This window comes from Streptomyces sp. NPDC004134 (genome assembly GCF_042874195.1).
Lineage (GTDB): Bacteria > Actinomycetota > Actinomycetes > Streptomycetales > Streptomycetaceae > Streptomyces.
The window spans coordinates 418,907-434,595 of the sequence record NZ_JBIAMS010000001.1; the positions used below are offsets into that span (position 1 = coordinate 418,907).

The following is a 15,689-nucleotide window of genomic DNA, read 5'->3' on the forward strand; positions in this document are numbered from 1 at the left end:
GTGACTCGGGCTGCGGCGGCACCGGGGGCGCGCGGCGGCGGGTGCTACCGTCGGGCGGAGCAGGCGGGGGCGGACCGGCGCGTGAGAAGAGGGCGGGCCGGGGCAGACTGCGGCAGAGCGGCCCTGTAGCCGCCGTACCGGAAGGGGCGTACCGCGTGGCAGGCAGCGGGAAATTCGTGGCCGGGCTGACGGCCGCCGCCCTGGGCGTGGTCGCCTTCCTCGCCTACCAGGCCAACGCCAACGCCCCCGACTCCCTCGCCCGTAACCGCCCGGGAGTCGCCAGCCCCGAGCCGTCCAAGGCCAAGGAGAAGAAGCTCGAACTGCCCGCGCGCTCGGGCTCCGGGCTGCGGGTGGTGTACGCGCTGAAGGACAAGCGCGTGTGGCTCGTCGGCGAGGACAACTCGGTGCTGCGGACGTACAAGGTGACCCCGAGCACCGTCGACCCGCCGCCCGGGATGTACACCGTGACCTCGCGGTCGCGGCAGATCACGGGCACGGACGGGGTGCTGGTGGAGCACGTGGTGCGGTTCGCGGAGGCCGAGGGCACGGTCATAGGCTTCAGCGCCGCCATAGACGGCTCCCGGCCGGACCCGGACGCGGCGGAGAAGACGGGCGGCGTGCGCTCGTCGCGGGTGGACGGCAAGGCGCTGTGGCGCTTCGCGACCGTGGGCGTCCCGGTCGCGGTGGTGAAGTAGCGGGGACCCGCCGCGGGACCCCGCCCCTTCGTCCGTACGTCCCTACAGCCCGGCGGCCTCCGCGATCAGCGAGACCTGCGCCAGGTCCGGGTTGCAGGGGAACAGCACCAGCTCGCCGCAGCCCGCGTCCGCGAACGCGGCCTTCGCACCGGCGACCGCCTCCGGCGAGGTCAGCGCCCCCTCGACGATCTTCTCGGCGAAGTCGCCGAGGAACCCGTAGTAGTCCAGCAGGTAGCGGCGGGCGTGCTCCGCGGCGTCGGGGCCGAGGCTCACGTACCCCAGCGCCGCCACCCGCGGCTCGCCCTCCCGGCCCGCCTCGCGCCAGGCGGCCCTGGCCTTCTCGGCACCGCCGGCCAGTTGCTCCGGGCTGCCGCCGCCGAGGATCCACCCGGCGCCGTACTCCGCGAGCCGCCGGAAGGCGGCGGGCGAGTTGCCGCCGAGGAGGATCGGCGGCCCGCCCGGCTGCACCGGCGCCGGGCCGACGGGGTGGGCACGGCCGCGGGCGTCCTGCTGCCACACGGCGCGCATCTCGGCGAGCTGGTCGTCGAAGATCCGGCCGCGCTTGCCGAACGGCACGCCCGCCGCCTCGTAGTCGTCCTCCCGGCCGCCGACGGCGGCGCCGACGGTGAGCCGGCCGCCGGAGAGCACGTCGACGGAGGCGAGCTGCTTGGCGAGCAGCGCGCCGTTGCCGCGGTACGGGGCGATGAGGATGGTCGTCGTCAGCCCGATCCGCTCGGTGACGGCCGCGGCGGCGGCGAGGGTGGGGATCGTTTCGAGGTTGCCGTAGACGACGCGGTCGATGGTGCCCAGGGTCGAGAACCCGGCCCGCTCGGCCGCGGCGGCCCACTCGGGGATCAGCTTGCCGGGGATGCCGGAGATGGTGGAGGGAAGTCCGATGCCGATGTCCATGCAGCGCAGCCTAGATGTCCCGGGGTGGCCCAGGGCGCGCCTGCGCTACGCGGCGTGCTGCTCCGGCGCGGCGGGGCTGTCCGGGGCCCGCTGCCCGTCCGTCCCGGCCGCCTCGGGTTCGGGCGCGGGCGGCGTCGAGACCGCCTCTGCCGCCGCGCAGGCGGCGAGCAGCTCGGCGACTCCCACGGCGGGCCGCTGCTCGTCTTGCTCAGGTGCCATACGCCCATGGGACCACGCCCGCCGACCTGGGGCAACGATATGCCGACAGCACGTCGGCATATTTGTCGGAACGTCCAGCACTGCTGTTCAGGTGCGGGCGAGTGTTCAGGTGCGGGCGAGCGCGGCCAGCGCGCCGTGCGCCCAGCGGTCGCCGACGCCGGTCACGGTCACGTGCCGTACGTCGGCCGCCTCCGCGCCTTCCGCGTCCGGCTCCCCGGCGTCCGCCACCGGCTCCGGCGCACCGCCCGCGGTGCGCTCGATGACGACGTGCAGCCGGTCCTCGGCCAGCTCCTCGACCTTGCCCTCGCCCCACTCCACGACCACGACGGAATCCGGCAGCGACACGTCGAGGTCCAGGTCCTCCATCTCCTCGAGCCCGCCGCCGAGCCGGTAGGCGTCGACGTGGACCAGCGGCGGCCCGCCCGAGACCGACGGGTGCACGCGCGCGATGACGAACGTCGGCGACGTCACCGCCCCCCGTACCCCGAGCCCGGCGCCCAGCCCGCGCGCGAGCGTGGTCTTGCCCGCGCCCAGCGCCCCGGTGAGCAGCACGAGGTCCCCGGCGCGCAGCACGGCGGCCAGCCGGCGGCCCAGCTCCTGCATCTGCTCGGGCGACTCGACGGTCAACCGGACGGCGGTGGTGGTGGTCGCGGCGGCGCTCATGGCACTGGATGTTAGAGGGTCCGGCGCGTGGTGCCGCGCGGCCGCCGTACGGGCCCCGCCCCCGGCTCCGCCCCCGGCCCGGTGCGCAGCCGCACGCCCGTGCGGGCGAGCAGCGCGGCCAGCGCGTCGTTCACCCGGTCCGGGCGCTCCAGCATGGCCAGGTGCCCGGCGTCCTCGACGACCTCGACCGCGGCGTCGGGCAGCCGCGCGGCTATGTGCTCGCTGTGCTCGGGGGGCGTGACCATGTCGCGGTCGCCCACGAGGACGAGCCCCGGAAGGTCGCGGAAGAGCGCTAGCGCCTCGCCCTTCTCGTGCGCGGCGAACGCCGGGTAGAACTCCGCGACCACGTCTATCGGCGTGCTCTCCAGCAGCCGCTCGGCGAAGCGCGCGACGCCCGGGTCGACGCCCTCGGTGCCGAACGAGTAGTGCTTGATGATCCCGGCGAAGAGGTCGGCCGTCGCCTGCCGGCCGCGCTCGGCCAGCTCGGCGCGGCTGCCGAGGGCCCTCAGGACGCCGGGCACGAAGTGCCGTACGGCCCAGGCGCCGGCCGCGGGCAGGCCGAACGTCACCCGGCCGAGGTCGCCCGAGGAGGTGCCGAGGAACGCGGCGCCGGCCACCCGGTCCCGTACGGCGTCGGGGAACTGGTCGGCGAACGCCATGATCGTCATGCCGCCCATCGAGTGCCCGACGAGCAGCAGCGGGCCCTCGGGGGCGGCGGCGTCGACGACGGCCTTGAGGTCGCGGCCGAGCTGCTCGATGGTGACCGGCTCGTCGCCGGCGAGCTGGGAGATGCCGCGGGCGGAGCGGCCGTGGCTGCGCTGGTCCCAGTAGACGGTGCGGACGTGGCCGCGGAGGGCGGCGCGCTGGAAGTGCCAGGAGTCCTGGGTGAGGCAGTAGCCGTGGCTGAAGACGACGGTGAGCGGCGCGGGGTCGCGGCGTCCCGCGAAGCGGCGGCGCCGGCGGCGGGAGGCGGTGGTCTGCGCGTCGGGGGGTGTGCCGTCGGGGAACGCGGCCGGGAACTCGTCGGCCTCCTCGACCTCGTAGTACAGCTCGGTGCCGTCGTCCGCGACGGCCGTGCCCGGGGTGCCGCGGAGGGTGCCGTACGGACCGGCCGCGTCGAGCGCCTGCCGGGCCCGGCGGCGTACGTCGCGGCCCATCGCCAGGCGCTCCACCGCCACGCCCGCGGCCGCCCCGGCGGCGAGCACGCCGATGGCGACGCCGGCGATCCCGGCACGCCGGCCGGCCCTCGCCCAGCCGCCGAGGCCGGAAACGGGGACAGGGACGGGGACGGGGGTGGCGAGGGGGTCAGCCATGGCGGGTCCCGGAGCGGTCCGTGTCGGTGTCCATGGGGGTGGCATCCCCCGCCCCGCCCACGTACACGCGCGGTACGCGGGGTCCGATGCGCGTGACGATCTCGTAGCCGATCGTGCCCGCCGCCCGCGCCCAGTCCTCCGCCGTCGGCTCGCCGTGGTCCCCGGCGCCGAAGAGCACCGCCTCGTCGCCCGCCGCCGCGGCGTCCCCGCCGAGGTCCACGACGAACTGGTCCATCGCGACCCGCCCCGCGACCGTCCGCCACTTCCCGGCGACCAGCACGGGGCCCGTACCGGACGCGTGCCGCGGCACCCCGTCCGCGTAGCCGAGGGGGACGAGTGCGAGGGTGGTCCGGCCGGGGGTGACGTAGTGGTGCCCGTACGAGACGCCCAGGCCGGCCGGCGCCTCCTTGACCTGCGCCAGCGACGCCTTGACCGCCATCACGGGACGCAGCCCGAAGTCCGCCGGGCTGCCCACCTCGGGGCTCGGCGACAGCCCGTACGACGCGATGCCGGGCCGGACGAGGTCGAAGTGGGCCTCGGGGAGCGTGAGCATCGCGGGCGAGTTCGCCATGTGCCGCACCTCGGGGCGCAGTCCCGCGCGGTCGGCGACGGCGAGCGCGTCGTGGAAGGCGTCGAGCTGACTGCGCACAGAGGGGTGGCCGGGCTCGTCGGCACAGGCGAAGTGCGACCAGACGCCGGTGACCTCGATGGCGCCCTCGGCCTCGGCGGCGCGGGCGGCGGCGAGGAGACCTGGCCAGTCGGCGGCGAGGCAGCCGTTGCGGCCGAGGCCGGTGTCGGCCTTGAGCTGCACGCGCGCGGTGCGCCCGGCGGCGCGGGCGGCGGGCAGCAGCTCGCGCAGCGCCCACAGGCCGCTGACGGTGATGTCGAGATCCGCCTCGACGGCCTCCCGCCACGGCCCGCCGGGCGTCCACAGCCAGCACAGGATCCGGCCCCGGTCGCCTGCGGCGCGCAGGGCGAGCGCCTCCTGCGGGGTGGCGGTCCCCACCCACTCGGCGCCCGCGGCGCGCGCGGCGCGGGCGCAGGGCAGCATCCCGTGGCCGTACGCGTCGCCCTTGACGACGGCCATGAACTGCGCGCGCGGGGCGATGCCGCGCAGGGCGCGGATGTTCGCGCCGTACGCGGTGAGGTCGATCTCCGCGCGGGCGCGGAGGGGGGAGTCGGTCATCGGTAGCCAGTCTCGCATTTCCGCCTGGTCAGGCTTCGCGCTCGGCACGGGCGGTCACAGGCGGCCGCGGACGTCGCGCACGTCGCGCCAGACGGCGGGGAGGGCGTCGGGGAGCTGGTGGGCGGTGATCGGGGCGCCGGCGGCGAGGGTGCGGGCGGCGAGCCCGTGGAGGTACGCGCCGACGGAACCGGCGTCGCGGGCGGCGAGGCCGGCGGCGAGGAGGGAGCCGGTGAGACCGGAGAGGACGTCGCCGCTGCCGGCGGTGGCGAGCCAGGAGGTGCCGGTGGGGTTCTGCCGCACGGGGTGCTCGCCGCCGGGGTCGGCGATCAGGGTGGTGGAGCCCTTGAGCAGGGTGGTCGCGCCGTACGCGTCGGCCAGCGACCGTACGGCGGCGAGCCTGCGGGACTCGACCTCGGCCCGGTCGACGCCGAGGAGCGCGGCGGCCTCGCCCGCGTGCGGGGTGAGCAGCGTCGGGGCGGACCGGCGCCGTACCCGTACCCGGTCCAGCAGCCGGAGGCCGTCGGCGTCGACCAGCACCGGCACGTCGGTGGCGAGCACCTGCTCCAGCACCTCCTCCGCACCCGGCCCGTCCCCCAGCCCGGGCCCGACGACCCACGCCTGCACCCGGCCCGCCCTCCCCGGCGGGCCGGGGTGGACCAGCGTCTCCGGGTACCGCTCGATGACCGCCCGCGCTGCGGGCCCCACGTACCGCACGGCCCCCGCCCCGCCGCGCAGCGCCCCGCCGACGGCGAGCACGGCGGCGCCGGGGTAGCGCTCGGAGCCGGCGACGACGCCGACGACGCCGCGCCGGTACTTGTCGCTCTCGGCGGTCGGCTCCGGCAGCAGCGCGGCGACGTCGGCGTGCTGGAGGGCCTCCAGGTCGGGCACGGCGGGCAGGTGCGGGCCGAGCCCGATGTCCACGAGCCGCAGCGCGCCGGCCCGCTCGGCGGCGGGATCGACGAGCAGCCCGGGCTTGTACGTACCGAAGGTCACGGTGGCGTCGGCGGTGACGGCCTCGCCCCGTACCTCCCCGGTGTCGGCCTCCACGCCGCTGGGCAGGTCGACGGCGAGCACGGGGGCGCCGGTGTCGCGTACGACGCGCATGAGCGCGGCGGCGGCGGGGCGCAGCCCGCCGGAGCCGCCGATGCCGACGATGCCGTCGACGACGAGGTCGACGCGGTCGAACACGCGGCACAGGGGCGATCCCAGGTCGCCGCCCTCCTCGGCGGGCACGACGCACCCGCCGACGGCCCACAGCGCGGCGAGCCCGCCCTCGTGCGTACGCTCCGGGCGGAGCAGCACGGCCGTCACCCGCGCCCCGCGCCGCGCCAGCCGCGCCCCGGCGTACAGCGCGTCCCCGCCGTTGTCGCCGCTCCCCACGAGCAGCACCACCCGCCGCCCGTACACCCGCCCCAGCAACCCGGCCACGGCGGCGGCGAGCCCGGCGGCGGCGCGCTGCATGAGCGCCCCCTCGGGCAACTCGGCCATGAGCGCCGCCTCGGCGCGACGCACCGTCTCCACCCCGTACGCACTCCTCATGCCCCCATCCTCCCCCGCCCCGGGAAGCCCCGCAGCCGGGGACCCGGCCGCCTCACGCCGGCTGTCGGGGTCGGGGCCGGGGCCGGGCGACGTGCCGGCAATGCCGCCTCGGCCCGGAGTACGCACCGGCCGGCCCGCACGAACACCCCGGTGATCGAGACTTGCCGCTGCCGGGGCCAATCCGCCTCACCTGCTACCAGGCAACTCCCTTGCGGGGCACACTCGTTGCATGTCGAGTCTCACGCCGATGCCGGGAAGGGCCGCCGCCGCGGCGGGGCCGGTGGTGATGGTGGACACCGACGACATCGGGGTGCCGGACCGCCTCGGCTGGTGGCACGACATGGTCGACCGCGAGGTCATGCCGGTGTCGATCCGCATGGCGCACGCGCACCGCTTCCAGGGCCGGGTGGAGTCCGTCGGGCTCCCGCACACCCAGGCCGCCGCCTTCGACTTCTCCCCCATGGCCGCCCGGCGCTCCCCGGCGCACATCCGCCGCCAGGACCCCGAGGACGTCTTCCTGATGCTCGTCCGAGAGGGCGCGGTCCGTCTTGAGCAGCAGCGAAGCGTCGCCTGCCTCGGCCCCGGCGGCATGGCGCTGTACTCCTCCTCGCATCCACTGACCTGCGACTTCCTGGGCAATGGCGGTGCCGTCCGGCTGACCCTCCTCCGGCTCCCCCGCACCGTACTCCCGCTGCCCGCCGGCCGCACCGACCGGGTGCTGGCCGAACCGCTCCCCGCCGATTCCGGCTCCGGCGCCCTACTGGGCCCGTATCTGACCGCCCTGCCGGCCGCCGCCCGTACGTCGGGCCCCGCCGAGCTGGCCCGGCTCGGCACCATCGGCGTCGACCTGGCCGCGTCCCTCCTCGCGGCGCGGTACGGCGACCAGGACTCGCTGCCCGCCGCGACCCGCAGGACGGCGCTCCGTGCCCGGATCAACGCCTACATCGACCGCCACCACACCGACCCGGCGCTGGACCCGGCGGCCGTCGCCGCCTACCACCACATCTCCGTACGCACCCTCCACCAGCTCTTCCAGGGCGAGCCGCAGACCGTCGGCGCCACCATCCGCCACCGCCGCCTGGAGCGCTGCCACGCCGATCTGACCGACCCCCGCCTGCGTCACCGCACGATCGGCGAGATCGCCCTACGCCGGGGATTCCAGCACCCCGCGGACTTCAGCCGGGCCTTCCGCAGGGCCTACGGGGTCTCGCCGAGCGAGGTCCGGGCCGGCCTGCGCTGAATGCGCAGGATCTCTGCGCTGACGGCTGATGACCGATCCCCTCGGCACGGAGGACAGTGAGGCGGCGGCACCGTGTGACTTCCGGTGCGGGGGAGGACCGGGACTCCGCGGTGCCGCCAACCCGTCTGCCTGCCCGTACGGAGAATCGGTGGCGAACTTGCGACGCTTATGGCTGAAGAACCGGGCCGTCGATGCCGGCTGCGCGGCTCTGGGGTTCACCCTGCTCCTGGGGTGCACGGCGACCGACGAGGACGCCGGGAGCAGCCGGAAGGACCCCGCCGCTTCTCCGAAACCGTCGGACACGGCTCCCCCGGCGCCGCCGCGCGCGTACGACCGGGTGACGAAGTTCAGCGCGGAGGAAACGGTGCTCCCGGGCGGCCTGAGCCGGACGACGCTGGACGGCACCACCGCGTGGATCACCGGGCCCAGCGACCTCAAGGTCGTGGACCTGACGACCGAGGAAAGCACCGTCATCCGACCCAAGGGCCAGCCACCCGCGATATCGCCGCACTTCGGCCGCCCCGTCCTCACCGAGGTGCAGGGCAAGCGGGTCGCGGTGGCGGTCCTGCCGGTTTCCACACCCGGCAGCGGAACACACAACGACAAGGCCGCGGTCGAAATGCTCGTGGTGGACGCCCGCACCCACAAGACCATATGGAGTGCCGAGATCGCCGACGCGGGAGCCGGATTCTCCGAGGACGACGCAGGGGCGGTCCTCGGCGCGGACGACGGCATCGCGATCGTCGACGACGGATGGGCCATCCGGGCGGTGGACCTCGCCACGCGCAAGACTGTCTGGAAGACGGACGGAGAAACGCAGGAAGTCGTCGCCGTCGGCGAGGGAATCGTTGCCCTGACCAAGACCGAAGACTGGGGAGAAGTGCTTCACGGCCTTCGCGTGCGCGACGGCAAGCGTGCGTGGACCTCCGGCGAGCCCGAGGACAGCCTGCACGTATCCCAGCTCGGACCCGGCCGCCTCCTGATCACGCGGGGTGCGGACACGGCCTACGACGGCGGCAGGGTCGTCGGCCTCGCGGACGGCCGGCAGGTGGCCTCCCCCGAGATCTACGCGGTGCCGGACCGGTGCGTCTACGACGACGAGGCGACCGTCGTCTGCTTCCAGGAGCAGCGGGGACAGCCCGGTGCGTTCGCCCTGGACGCGACGTCCGGCAAGGTGCTCTGGCAACTCCCCACGCAAGACCGCTTCACGCCCCCGATCTCCACCGCCTGGCACGGCATCGTCTACGCCGAAGCCGGGGACGTCCCCCTGATGCTGGACGCGCGCACGGGCGAGGACAGAACCGGGGACCTGCCCGACGTCCCGGACCTGGTCAACGGTTACGTGGGGCTCTTCCAGGCGGACGAGAGCGACTTGGAGGACGAACCACCCACGACAATCCGCCGGACGACAGGCTGACGCCGGTTCCGGGGTCTTCTGCGACGACCACCTCGCTCAACGCCGGGCGACCGCCAGCAGGTGGGACGCGGCGGCCAGCAGGTCCGGATGGCCGTCTGCCAGCCGTGCCGCCCGCAGGGCTGCCTCGAACGCCGGGTGATCCTCGGCCAACGCCCGCCCCGTGTCCTGCTCGACGGCCTTGAGCTGCGCCCAGCCAGGCCCCTCGACCCCGTAAACGGTCACCTCCCCCAGCCCCGCGTCGCGCAGTTCGCCCTCCAGCTCCGCCGCGGTGTGGAAGTACGCGGCGGTGAAGCCCTTGCGTCCGGGGTCGTGGCGGCCGGTGGTCAGGATGTCGCGTACGGCGTCGTGGACGCGGTCCTTGGTGAGCAGCGTGGTCGCCGTGTGCTCGAAGACGGAGGCGTACCGGCCGATCGCCGCCGCCACCACGAGACCCCCCGGCCGGGTGACCCGCCGCGCCTCGGCGAGGGCGCGGTCGCGGTCGGCGCGCTCCAGCAGGTGGTACAGCGGCCCCAGGACCAGCGCCACGTCGTACGCGGCATCCGCCACCGGCAGCGCCCGGGCGTCGCCCACCTCCGCGTCGACCCCGGCCCGCCGCGCGGCCTCGACGTGCCGCGGCACCGGGTCCACGAGGCGCACCCGGTACCCGCCCCCGGCCAGCCACGCCGCATGCACCCCGGGCCCCCCGCCCACGTCGATCACGTCGGCCGGCGCCCCGGGCAGATACCGCCCCAGCAGCTCCCGCGTACGCACCAACTCCAACCGCCCGTCCGCGGTGCCGGTCAGCCGGGCGGCCTCGTCGAAGTCGGTGCCGTAGAAGTGCAGGATCTCGGGCGCGACTTGGGGCTCATGGCTCATGTGGACAATGCTCTCCCTTGACCGGTGGGAGGACGGCCGCGGGCTGCGGATCGTCGATGCGCCGGCCGACGCGTGGGGTGTCACGCCACGGGTCGGGGGCATCGGCAGGACCGTCTGGGCGGACCGTCCCGTACGGGACGGTGAGCAGCCGCGCCGGCCGTGCGGCGCTGCCGTGATCGCGGCGCCTGCGTGCCCACCCGTTACTCTGCCGCGCATGAGTGGAATCGTCGGGGTCGGGATCGATGTCGCCGAGGTGGGGCGGTTCGGGGCGGCATTGGAGCGGACGCCGGAGTTGGCGGATCGGTTGTTCCTGCCCGCGGAGCAGGTGCTGCCCGACGGGGGGCGGCGCGGGGTGGCTTCGCTGGCGGTGCGGTTCGCGGCCAAGGAGGCGCTGGCCAAGGCGCTGGGGGCGCCGTCCGGGCTGCACTGGCACGACGCCGAGGTGTGCGTCTACGACAACGGGCGGCCCCACCTCCGCGTCCGCGGCACCGTCGCCGCGCGCGCCGCCGAGCTGGGGGTGCGTACCTGGCACGTGTCGCTCAGCCACGACGCCGGCGTCGCCTCCGCCGTGGTCATCGCCGAGGGGTGAGCGCGGGGGCTATCTGCCCCACGCCATCCGTTCCACCGCCTCCTGCACCAGGTCGAGGTACTCCACCTCCTCGCACCGCGGCTTGCTGCCCATGCGGTACAGGTCGAGCGACTCGCCCAGGTCCTCCCCCAGGTCCTCGTCCGGCAGCTCCGCCGCCAGATCGCCCCGGACCCGGCCCGCGAACGCCTCGCGCGCGCCCCGGGCCCGCCGCCGCCGGGCGCCCGCAGCCGCGAGCTGTCTGCGTCTCTCGTGCCAAACCGTCTGCAGTACTGACATCTCGTCCCCTGGATTCGAATACGCATCCGGACCATAACCCTCCGCCCGGTCCCGGCCTAGGGGTTGGACACGCCCCGCCCGCGCGTCCCCCCGCACGCCCGCGCACAATGGCCCCGTGGCCTCGCCGACGAGCACGCACAGCCCCTCCCCGTACGTCGACCTCTCCCGCGCCGAGTGGAGCGCCCTGCGGGACCGGACGCCGCTGCCGCTGTCCGCGGCGGAGGTCGAGCGGCTGCGCGGCCTCGGCGACGTGGTCGACCTCGACGAGGTTCGGGACGTCTACCTGCCCCTCTCCCGCCTGCTCAACCTCTACGTCGGCGCCACCCACGGCCTGCGGCACGCCGTCAACACCTTCCTCGGCGGCCCCGGCGAGACCCCGGGCCCCCAGTCCGGCACCCCGTTCGTCATCGGCGTCGCCGGCAGCGTGGCCGTCGGCAAGTCGACCGTGGCCCGGCTGCTCCAGGCGCTGCTCGCCCGCTGGCCCGAGCACCCGCGCGTGGAACTCGTCACCACCGACGGGTTCCTGCTGCCCAACGCCGAGCTCGAAGCCCGCGGGCTGATGTCGCGCAAGGGCTTCCCCGAGTCGTACGACCGGCGCGCGCTGACCCGCTTCGTCGCCGACGTGAAGTCCGGGAAGGACGAGGTCACCGCGCCGGTCTACGACCACCTCACGTACGACATCGTCCCCGGCGAGCGGCTGAAGGTGCAGCGCCCCGACATACTCATCGTCGAGGGCCTCAACGTCCTCCAGCCCGCGCTCCCCGGCCGCGACGGCCGCACCCGCGTCACGCTCGCCGACTTCTTCGACTTCAGCGTGTACGTGGACGCCCGTATCGAAGACATCGAGCGCTGGTACGTCGAGCGGTTCCGCAAGCTGCGCGAGACGGCCTTCCAGAACCCCCTGTCGTACTTCAGCCGCTACGCCGAGGTGCCGGAGGCCGAGGCGATGGCGTACGGCAGACGCAACTGGCGCACGATCAACGAGCCCAACCTGCGCCAGAACATCGCCCCGACCCGCGGCCGCGCCACCCTCATCCTGCGCAAGGGCCCGGACCACAAGGTCCAGCGCCTCTCCCTGCGCAAGCTCTAGCGCTCCGGCCCGCGCTACGCCACCGCGCCCGGGCCCGCGCCCCGCACGACCACCTTCGCCGCGTCGTTCCCCGGCACCGGGTCGAACGGGAACGCCGCGCCGCCGTCCGCGGGGCGCACCCGTACCCGCCCGGCCGCCTCCGGCAGCGAGCGCTCGACGGTCAGCTCGAAGGGGAAGACGACCCGCGCCCCGGCGGGCACCCTGGCCGGCGTACGGCACCAGTACCGCGGGGCGCCGGTCCGCTGGTCCGGCAGCGGCCGGCCGTCCCTGGTCATCGCCGCGCACCGCCGCGGCACCGCGGTCGCCGATGTGCCCGGCGGGACGCGGAAGTCGACCAGGGCGACCGGCTCGCCGGAGCCCAGGTTGGCGATCGTGGCGGGTCCGCGGTTGCGCGTCACGAGGTCGAGCGGGACCGCCTGCCCGGCCGCGCCGGTCAGTTCGGCCCGGCGGACGCGGAAGTCGGCGGTGTTCTCCGCGGCGACCTCGACGGTCGAGAAGTTGTCGCCCGTGTCGGCGTCCTCGGCGTCACCGCCCGGCGCGACGGAGGTGTCGACGCGCTCCGCGTACGCGTCCGGCGCGACGGCCATGCGCAGCGGCCGGGGCAGTCGGAAGGTGGCCCCCGGCGCGAGGGCGTCGGGAAAGAAGCAGTCGGCGTACTCGTAGCCCCTGGGCAGCGGCGTGTACGTGCACGCCTCGTACCGGGTGACGAACTCCAGGCCGGACGACGCCTGGATGGCCACCCGCACGCCGGCCGCCGGCCGGTCGCCCTTGTTGGTCACCTTGACCGGCACGCGCAGCACGTCACCGGGCTGAACCCCGGTCATCGGCCTTCCGTCGGGGATCGCCAGGTCAGGACCTGGCACGGCCCCCTCGCCCGTACCTTCGGCGCCCGCCGCCGTGCCCGACGCGAGCAGCGCCGCCGCCGCGACGCCGGCCACCGCTAAGCGTCTCCGTGCGGATCCCGGCATTCTTCCTGTTCTCATCATTTCACTCGTTTCCAGGTCGAGAGCCTTGATGGTGCGATTTGCCGTACAGACCCGTCTCGCCGTCGGACGGTTGTACGGAATCCCGCCCCCCGGTAACCGCTAACCTCGGCGCATGCTGCACCTGCGGATCCAGTGCCCCGCCGCCCGCACCCCGGAGGTGGTCGGGCTGCTGCACAAGACCGTCGGCACCGCCCACCTCGCCGTGCTCCGCGGCGCCTCCCTCGACCCCGAGGGCGACGTGGTGCTGTGCGACGTCGCCCGCGAGGCCGCCGACAAGCTGCTCCAGGAGCTGCGCGTACGCGGGCTGTACGACGAGGGGGCGGTCTGTGTCGACCAGGTCGACCTGACACTCTCGCGCCGCGCCGACCAGGCCGAGGAGGCCGCGCCGGGCGAGGCAGCGGACGCGGTGGTGTGGGAGTCGCTGGTCGAGGAGACGCACGAGGAGTCGACGCTGTCGCTCACGTACCTCGCCATGCTCGGCGTCGCCACGCTGCTCGCGGCCTGCGGCGTGATGATCGACAGCGCGATCCTCATCGTCGGCGCGATGGCGGTGGGGCCGGAGTTCGGCCCGGTGGCCGGGCTGTGCGTGGCGCTGGTGCAGTGGCGGCCGCGGCTGGCGGGGCGGACGCTGGTGGCGCTGCTCGCGGGGTTCGCGGCGGCGATGGCGCTGACCGTGGCCTTCAGCGTGATGATGGACGCCTTCGGGCTGTTCACCGAGGGGCACCTGGACGCGGACCGGCCGCAGACGGGGTTCATCTTCGCGCCGGACTGGTTCTCGTTCATCGTCGCGCTGCTGGCGGGCACGGCGGGCACGCTGTCGCTGACGTCGTCGAAGTCGGGGGCGCTGGTGGGCGTCGCGATCTCGGTGACGACGGTGCCGGCGGCGGCCAACGCGGCGGTCGCGGTCAGCTACGGCGACTGGGGGCAGGCGCGGGGCTCGTCGGAGCAGTTGCTGCTCAACCTGCTGGGCATCCTCGTCGCCGGGACGCTGACGCTGCTGGCGCAGAAGCTGTACTGGGCCTGGCACACGGAGCAGACGCTCGGCCAGCACCTCCAGCGGTCCCGGGCCGCGGCGCAGCAGCCGCAGCGGAGGATCTGACGGCCGTACGCCGTACGGAGCGGGCGGCCCGTACGGCGTACGACGACGGCGACTACGGCGGCGACGACACCGGCGGCGGCAACGGCCTCAGCCCAGCGCCGACTTCACCACGTCCGCCAGCTTCCCCGCCACCGACCGCGCCTGGTCGATGTCGGCCGCCTCCACCATGACCCGGACCACCGGCTCCGTACCGGACGAGCGCAGCAGCACCCGCCCCGTGGCGCCCAGCTCCCGCTCCGCCTCCAGGACGGCCTGGCGCAGCTCCGGGGAGCTGGCGACCCGGGACTTGTCGACGTCCCGCACGTTGATCAGCACCTGCGGCAGCCGGTCCATCACCGCCGCCAGCTCTGCCAGCGGCCGGCCGCTGGCGGCCACCCGGGAGGCGAGCAGCAGGCCGGTGAGCGTGCCGTCGCCGGTGGTGGCGTGGTCGAGGACGATGACGTGGCCGGACTGCTCGCCGCCGAGGGCGTAGCCGCCGCGCTTCATCTCCTCCAGCACGTAGCGGTCGCCGACCGCGGTCTGGATCAGGTCCACGCCCTCGCGCTCCAGCGCGAGCTTGAAGCCGAGGTTGGACATGACGGTGGCGACGACGGTGTTCTCGCGCAGCCGGCCGGCCTCGCGCAGCCCGAGGGCGAGGACGGCGAGGATCTGGTCGCCGTCGATCTCCTTGCCGGCGGCGTCGACGGCCAGGCAGCGGTCGGCGTCGCCGTCGTGGGCGATGCCGAGGTCGGCGCCGTGCTCGACGACGGCGGCGCTGAGCTGGTCGAGGTGGGTGGAGCCGAAGCCGTCGTTGATGTTGAGGCCGGTGGGGTCGGTGCCGATGGGGATCACCTCGGCGCCGGCCCGCTGGAACGCCTCGGGGGAGACCCGGGCGGCGGCGCCGTGGGCGCCGTCGACGACGACCTTGAGCCCGTCGAGGCGGTGCGGCAGGACGCCGAGCAGATGGGCGACGTAGCGGTCGAAGCCCTGCTCGTAGCGCTGGACGCGGCCGACGCCGGCGCCGGTCGGGCGCTCCCAGGGCTCGCCGCGCTCGTGCTTGTGGTAGAGCTCCTCGATCTCGTCTTCCAGCTCGTCGGAGAGCTTGTGGCCGCCGCGGGCGATGAACTTCACGCCGTTGTCGGGCATCGGGTTGTGGCTGGCGGAGAGCATCACGCCGAGGTCGGCGCCGAGCGCGCCGGTGAGGTACGCGACCGCGGGGGTCGGCAGCACGCCGACGCGCAGTACGTCGACGCCCGCGCTGGCCAGTCCGGCGACGACGGCCGCCTCCAGGAACTCTCCGGACGCCCGTGGATCGCGCCCGACCACCGCCTTCGGGCGCTGGCCGGCCGGCTGGGCGGCGTCGGCGATGGCGAGCACGTGTGCCGCCGCCACAGACAGCCCGAGGGCCATCTCCGCGGTGAGGTCCGCGTTGGCGACGCCGCGCACGCCATCGGTGCCGAAGAGTCGTCCCACTGATCTCCTCCGAGTGCTCCCGAGTGCTCAATTCTGAGCGAGTACGTTCGGCTACGGACCGTTAAAAAGTCCTCACGTGACCATACCCGCGGACCGTATGCCGACCATACAAGCGCGCCCCGGCGCCCTCCCGGATCTCTCCGGGGGCCGCCGGGGCTGAG

General features: G+C 74.9%; 16 protein-coding genes. 6 read left to right on the forward strand and 10 right to left on the reverse strand.

What is annotated here, in order from left to right; translation table 11 throughout:
• Window positions 1–176 precede the first annotated feature (176 nt).
• Window positions 177–695 carry a hypothetical protein gene (locus tag ACFYVJ_RS01830; RefSeq protein ID WP_388886137.1) on the forward strand — a complete coding sequence of 173 codons (519 nt, stop codon included), beginning with the start codon at window positions 177–179 and terminating at the stop codon, window positions 693–695.
• A gap of 42 nt (window positions 696–737) precedes the next feature.
• Here the strand turns inward: ACFYVJ_RS01830 and ACFYVJ_RS01835 are convergent, their stop codons facing one another.
• The 6 genes from ACFYVJ_RS01835 to ACFYVJ_RS01860 all read right to left on the reverse strand — a co-directional run bounded on the left by ACFYVJ_RS01835 (window position 738) and on the right by ACFYVJ_RS01860 (window position 6,524).
• Window positions 738–1,604, reverse strand: coding sequence for an LLM class flavin-dependent oxidoreductase (locus ACFYVJ_RS01835; RefSeq protein ID WP_388885524.1), 867 nt, complete (start codon window positions 1,602–1,604; stop codon window positions 738–740).
• A 45-nt stretch (window positions 1,605–1,649) separates the two neighbouring features.
• Window positions 1,650–1,823 (reverse strand): hypothetical protein, encoded by a 174-nt coding sequence (locus ACFYVJ_RS01840; RefSeq protein ID WP_388885527.1) that lies wholly within the window; start codon window positions 1,821–1,823, stop codon window positions 1,650–1,652.
• A 105-nt stretch (window positions 1,824–1,928) separates the two neighbouring features.
• Complete coding sequence (gene tsaE / locus ACFYVJ_RS01845; RefSeq protein ID WP_388885530.1) at window positions 1,929–2,486, reverse strand: tRNA (adenosine(37)-N6)-threonylcarbamoyltransferase complex ATPase subunit type 1 TsaE; 558 nt, start codon at window positions 2,484–2,486, stop codon at window positions 1,929–1,931.
• Window positions 2,487–2,497: 11 nt separating this feature from the next.
• Window positions 2,498–3,799 (reverse strand): alpha/beta fold hydrolase, encoded by a 1,302-nt coding sequence (locus tag ACFYVJ_RS01850; RefSeq protein WP_388885533.1) that lies wholly within the window; start codon window positions 3,797–3,799, stop codon window positions 2,498–2,500.
• Complete coding sequence (gene alr, locus ACFYVJ_RS01855) at window positions 3,792–4,985, reverse strand: alanine racemase (protein WP_388885536.1); 1,194 nt, start codon at window positions 4,983–4,985, stop codon at window positions 3,792–3,794. The genes ACFYVJ_RS01850 and alr overlap by 8 nt, the downstream gene beginning before the upstream one ends.
• 54 nt (window positions 4,986–5,039) lie before the next feature.
• Window positions 5,040–6,524 carry an NAD(P)H-hydrate dehydratase gene (locus tag ACFYVJ_RS01860; RefSeq protein WP_388885538.1) on the reverse strand — a complete coding sequence of 495 codons (1,485 nt, stop codon included), beginning with the start codon at window positions 6,522–6,524 and terminating at the stop codon, window positions 5,040–5,042.
• Window positions 6,525–6,753: 229 nt separating this feature from the next.
• Between ACFYVJ_RS01860 and ACFYVJ_RS01865 the strand changes: the two genes are divergently transcribed.
• Both ACFYVJ_RS01865 and ACFYVJ_RS01870 read left to right on the forward strand, forming a co-directional pair.
• Complete coding sequence (locus ACFYVJ_RS01865) at window positions 6,754–7,764, forward strand: helix-turn-helix domain-containing protein (RefSeq protein ID WP_388885541.1); 1,011 nt, start codon at window positions 6,754–6,756, stop codon at window positions 7,762–7,764.
• A gap of 148 nt (window positions 7,765–7,912) precedes the next feature.
• Window positions 7,913–9,181 (forward strand): PQQ-binding-like beta-propeller repeat protein, encoded by a 1,269-nt coding sequence (locus ACFYVJ_RS01870; RefSeq protein WP_388885544.1) that lies wholly within the window; start codon window positions 7,913–7,915, stop codon window positions 9,179–9,181.
• Window positions 9,182–9,217: 36 nt separating this feature from the next.
• Here ACFYVJ_RS01870 and ACFYVJ_RS01875 read toward each other — a convergent pair whose 3' ends face one another.
• Entirely contained in the window at window positions 9,218–10,036 is an 819-nt protein-coding gene (locus tag ACFYVJ_RS01875; protein ID WP_388885547.1) for a class I SAM-dependent methyltransferase, read from the reverse strand.
• A 214-nt stretch (window positions 10,037–10,250) separates the two neighbouring features.
• Between ACFYVJ_RS01875 and ACFYVJ_RS01880 the strand changes: the two genes are divergently transcribed.
• Entirely contained in the window at window positions 10,251–10,625 is a 375-nt protein-coding gene (locus ACFYVJ_RS01880) for a holo-ACP synthase (protein ID WP_047017589.1), read from the forward strand.
• A gap of 9 nt (window positions 10,626–10,634) precedes the next feature.
• Here ACFYVJ_RS01880 and ACFYVJ_RS01885 read toward each other — a convergent pair whose 3' ends face one another.
• On the reverse strand, window positions 10,635–10,901 hold the full coding sequence (locus ACFYVJ_RS01885; RefSeq protein ID WP_388885550.1) for a hypothetical protein: 267 nt from the start codon (window positions 10,899–10,901) through the stop codon (window positions 10,635–10,637).
• Window positions 10,902–11,016: 115 nt separating this feature from the next.
• Between ACFYVJ_RS01885 and coaA the strand changes: the two genes are divergently transcribed.
• Window positions 11,017–11,991, forward strand: a complete 975-nt coding sequence (gene coaA, locus ACFYVJ_RS01890; RefSeq protein ID WP_388885552.1) for a type I pantothenate kinase — start codon at window positions 11,017–11,019, stop codon at window positions 11,989–11,991.
• 14 nt (window positions 11,992–12,005) lie between these two features.
• Here the strand turns inward: coaA and ACFYVJ_RS01895 are convergent, their stop codons facing one another.
• Window positions 12,006–12,929 (reverse strand): hypothetical protein, encoded by a 924-nt coding sequence (locus ACFYVJ_RS01895; RefSeq protein ID WP_388885555.1) that lies wholly within the window; start codon window positions 12,927–12,929, stop codon window positions 12,006–12,008.
• 160 nt (window positions 12,930–13,089) lie between these two features.
• On the opposite strand from ACFYVJ_RS01895, the gene ACFYVJ_RS01900 reads away from it, so the two are divergent.
• Complete coding sequence (locus ACFYVJ_RS01900) at window positions 13,090–14,076, forward strand: DUF389 domain-containing protein (RefSeq protein ID WP_388885558.1); 987 nt, start codon at window positions 13,090–13,092, stop codon at window positions 14,074–14,076.
• 87 nt (window positions 14,077–14,163) lie between these two features.
• Here the strand turns inward: ACFYVJ_RS01900 and glmM are convergent, their stop codons facing one another.
• On the reverse strand, window positions 14,164–15,528 hold the full coding sequence (gene glmM / locus ACFYVJ_RS01905) for a phosphoglucosamine mutase (protein ID WP_388885561.1): 1,365 nt from the start codon (window positions 15,526–15,528) through the stop codon (window positions 14,164–14,166).
• Between the last annotated feature and the right edge of the window lie 161 nt (window positions 15,529–15,689).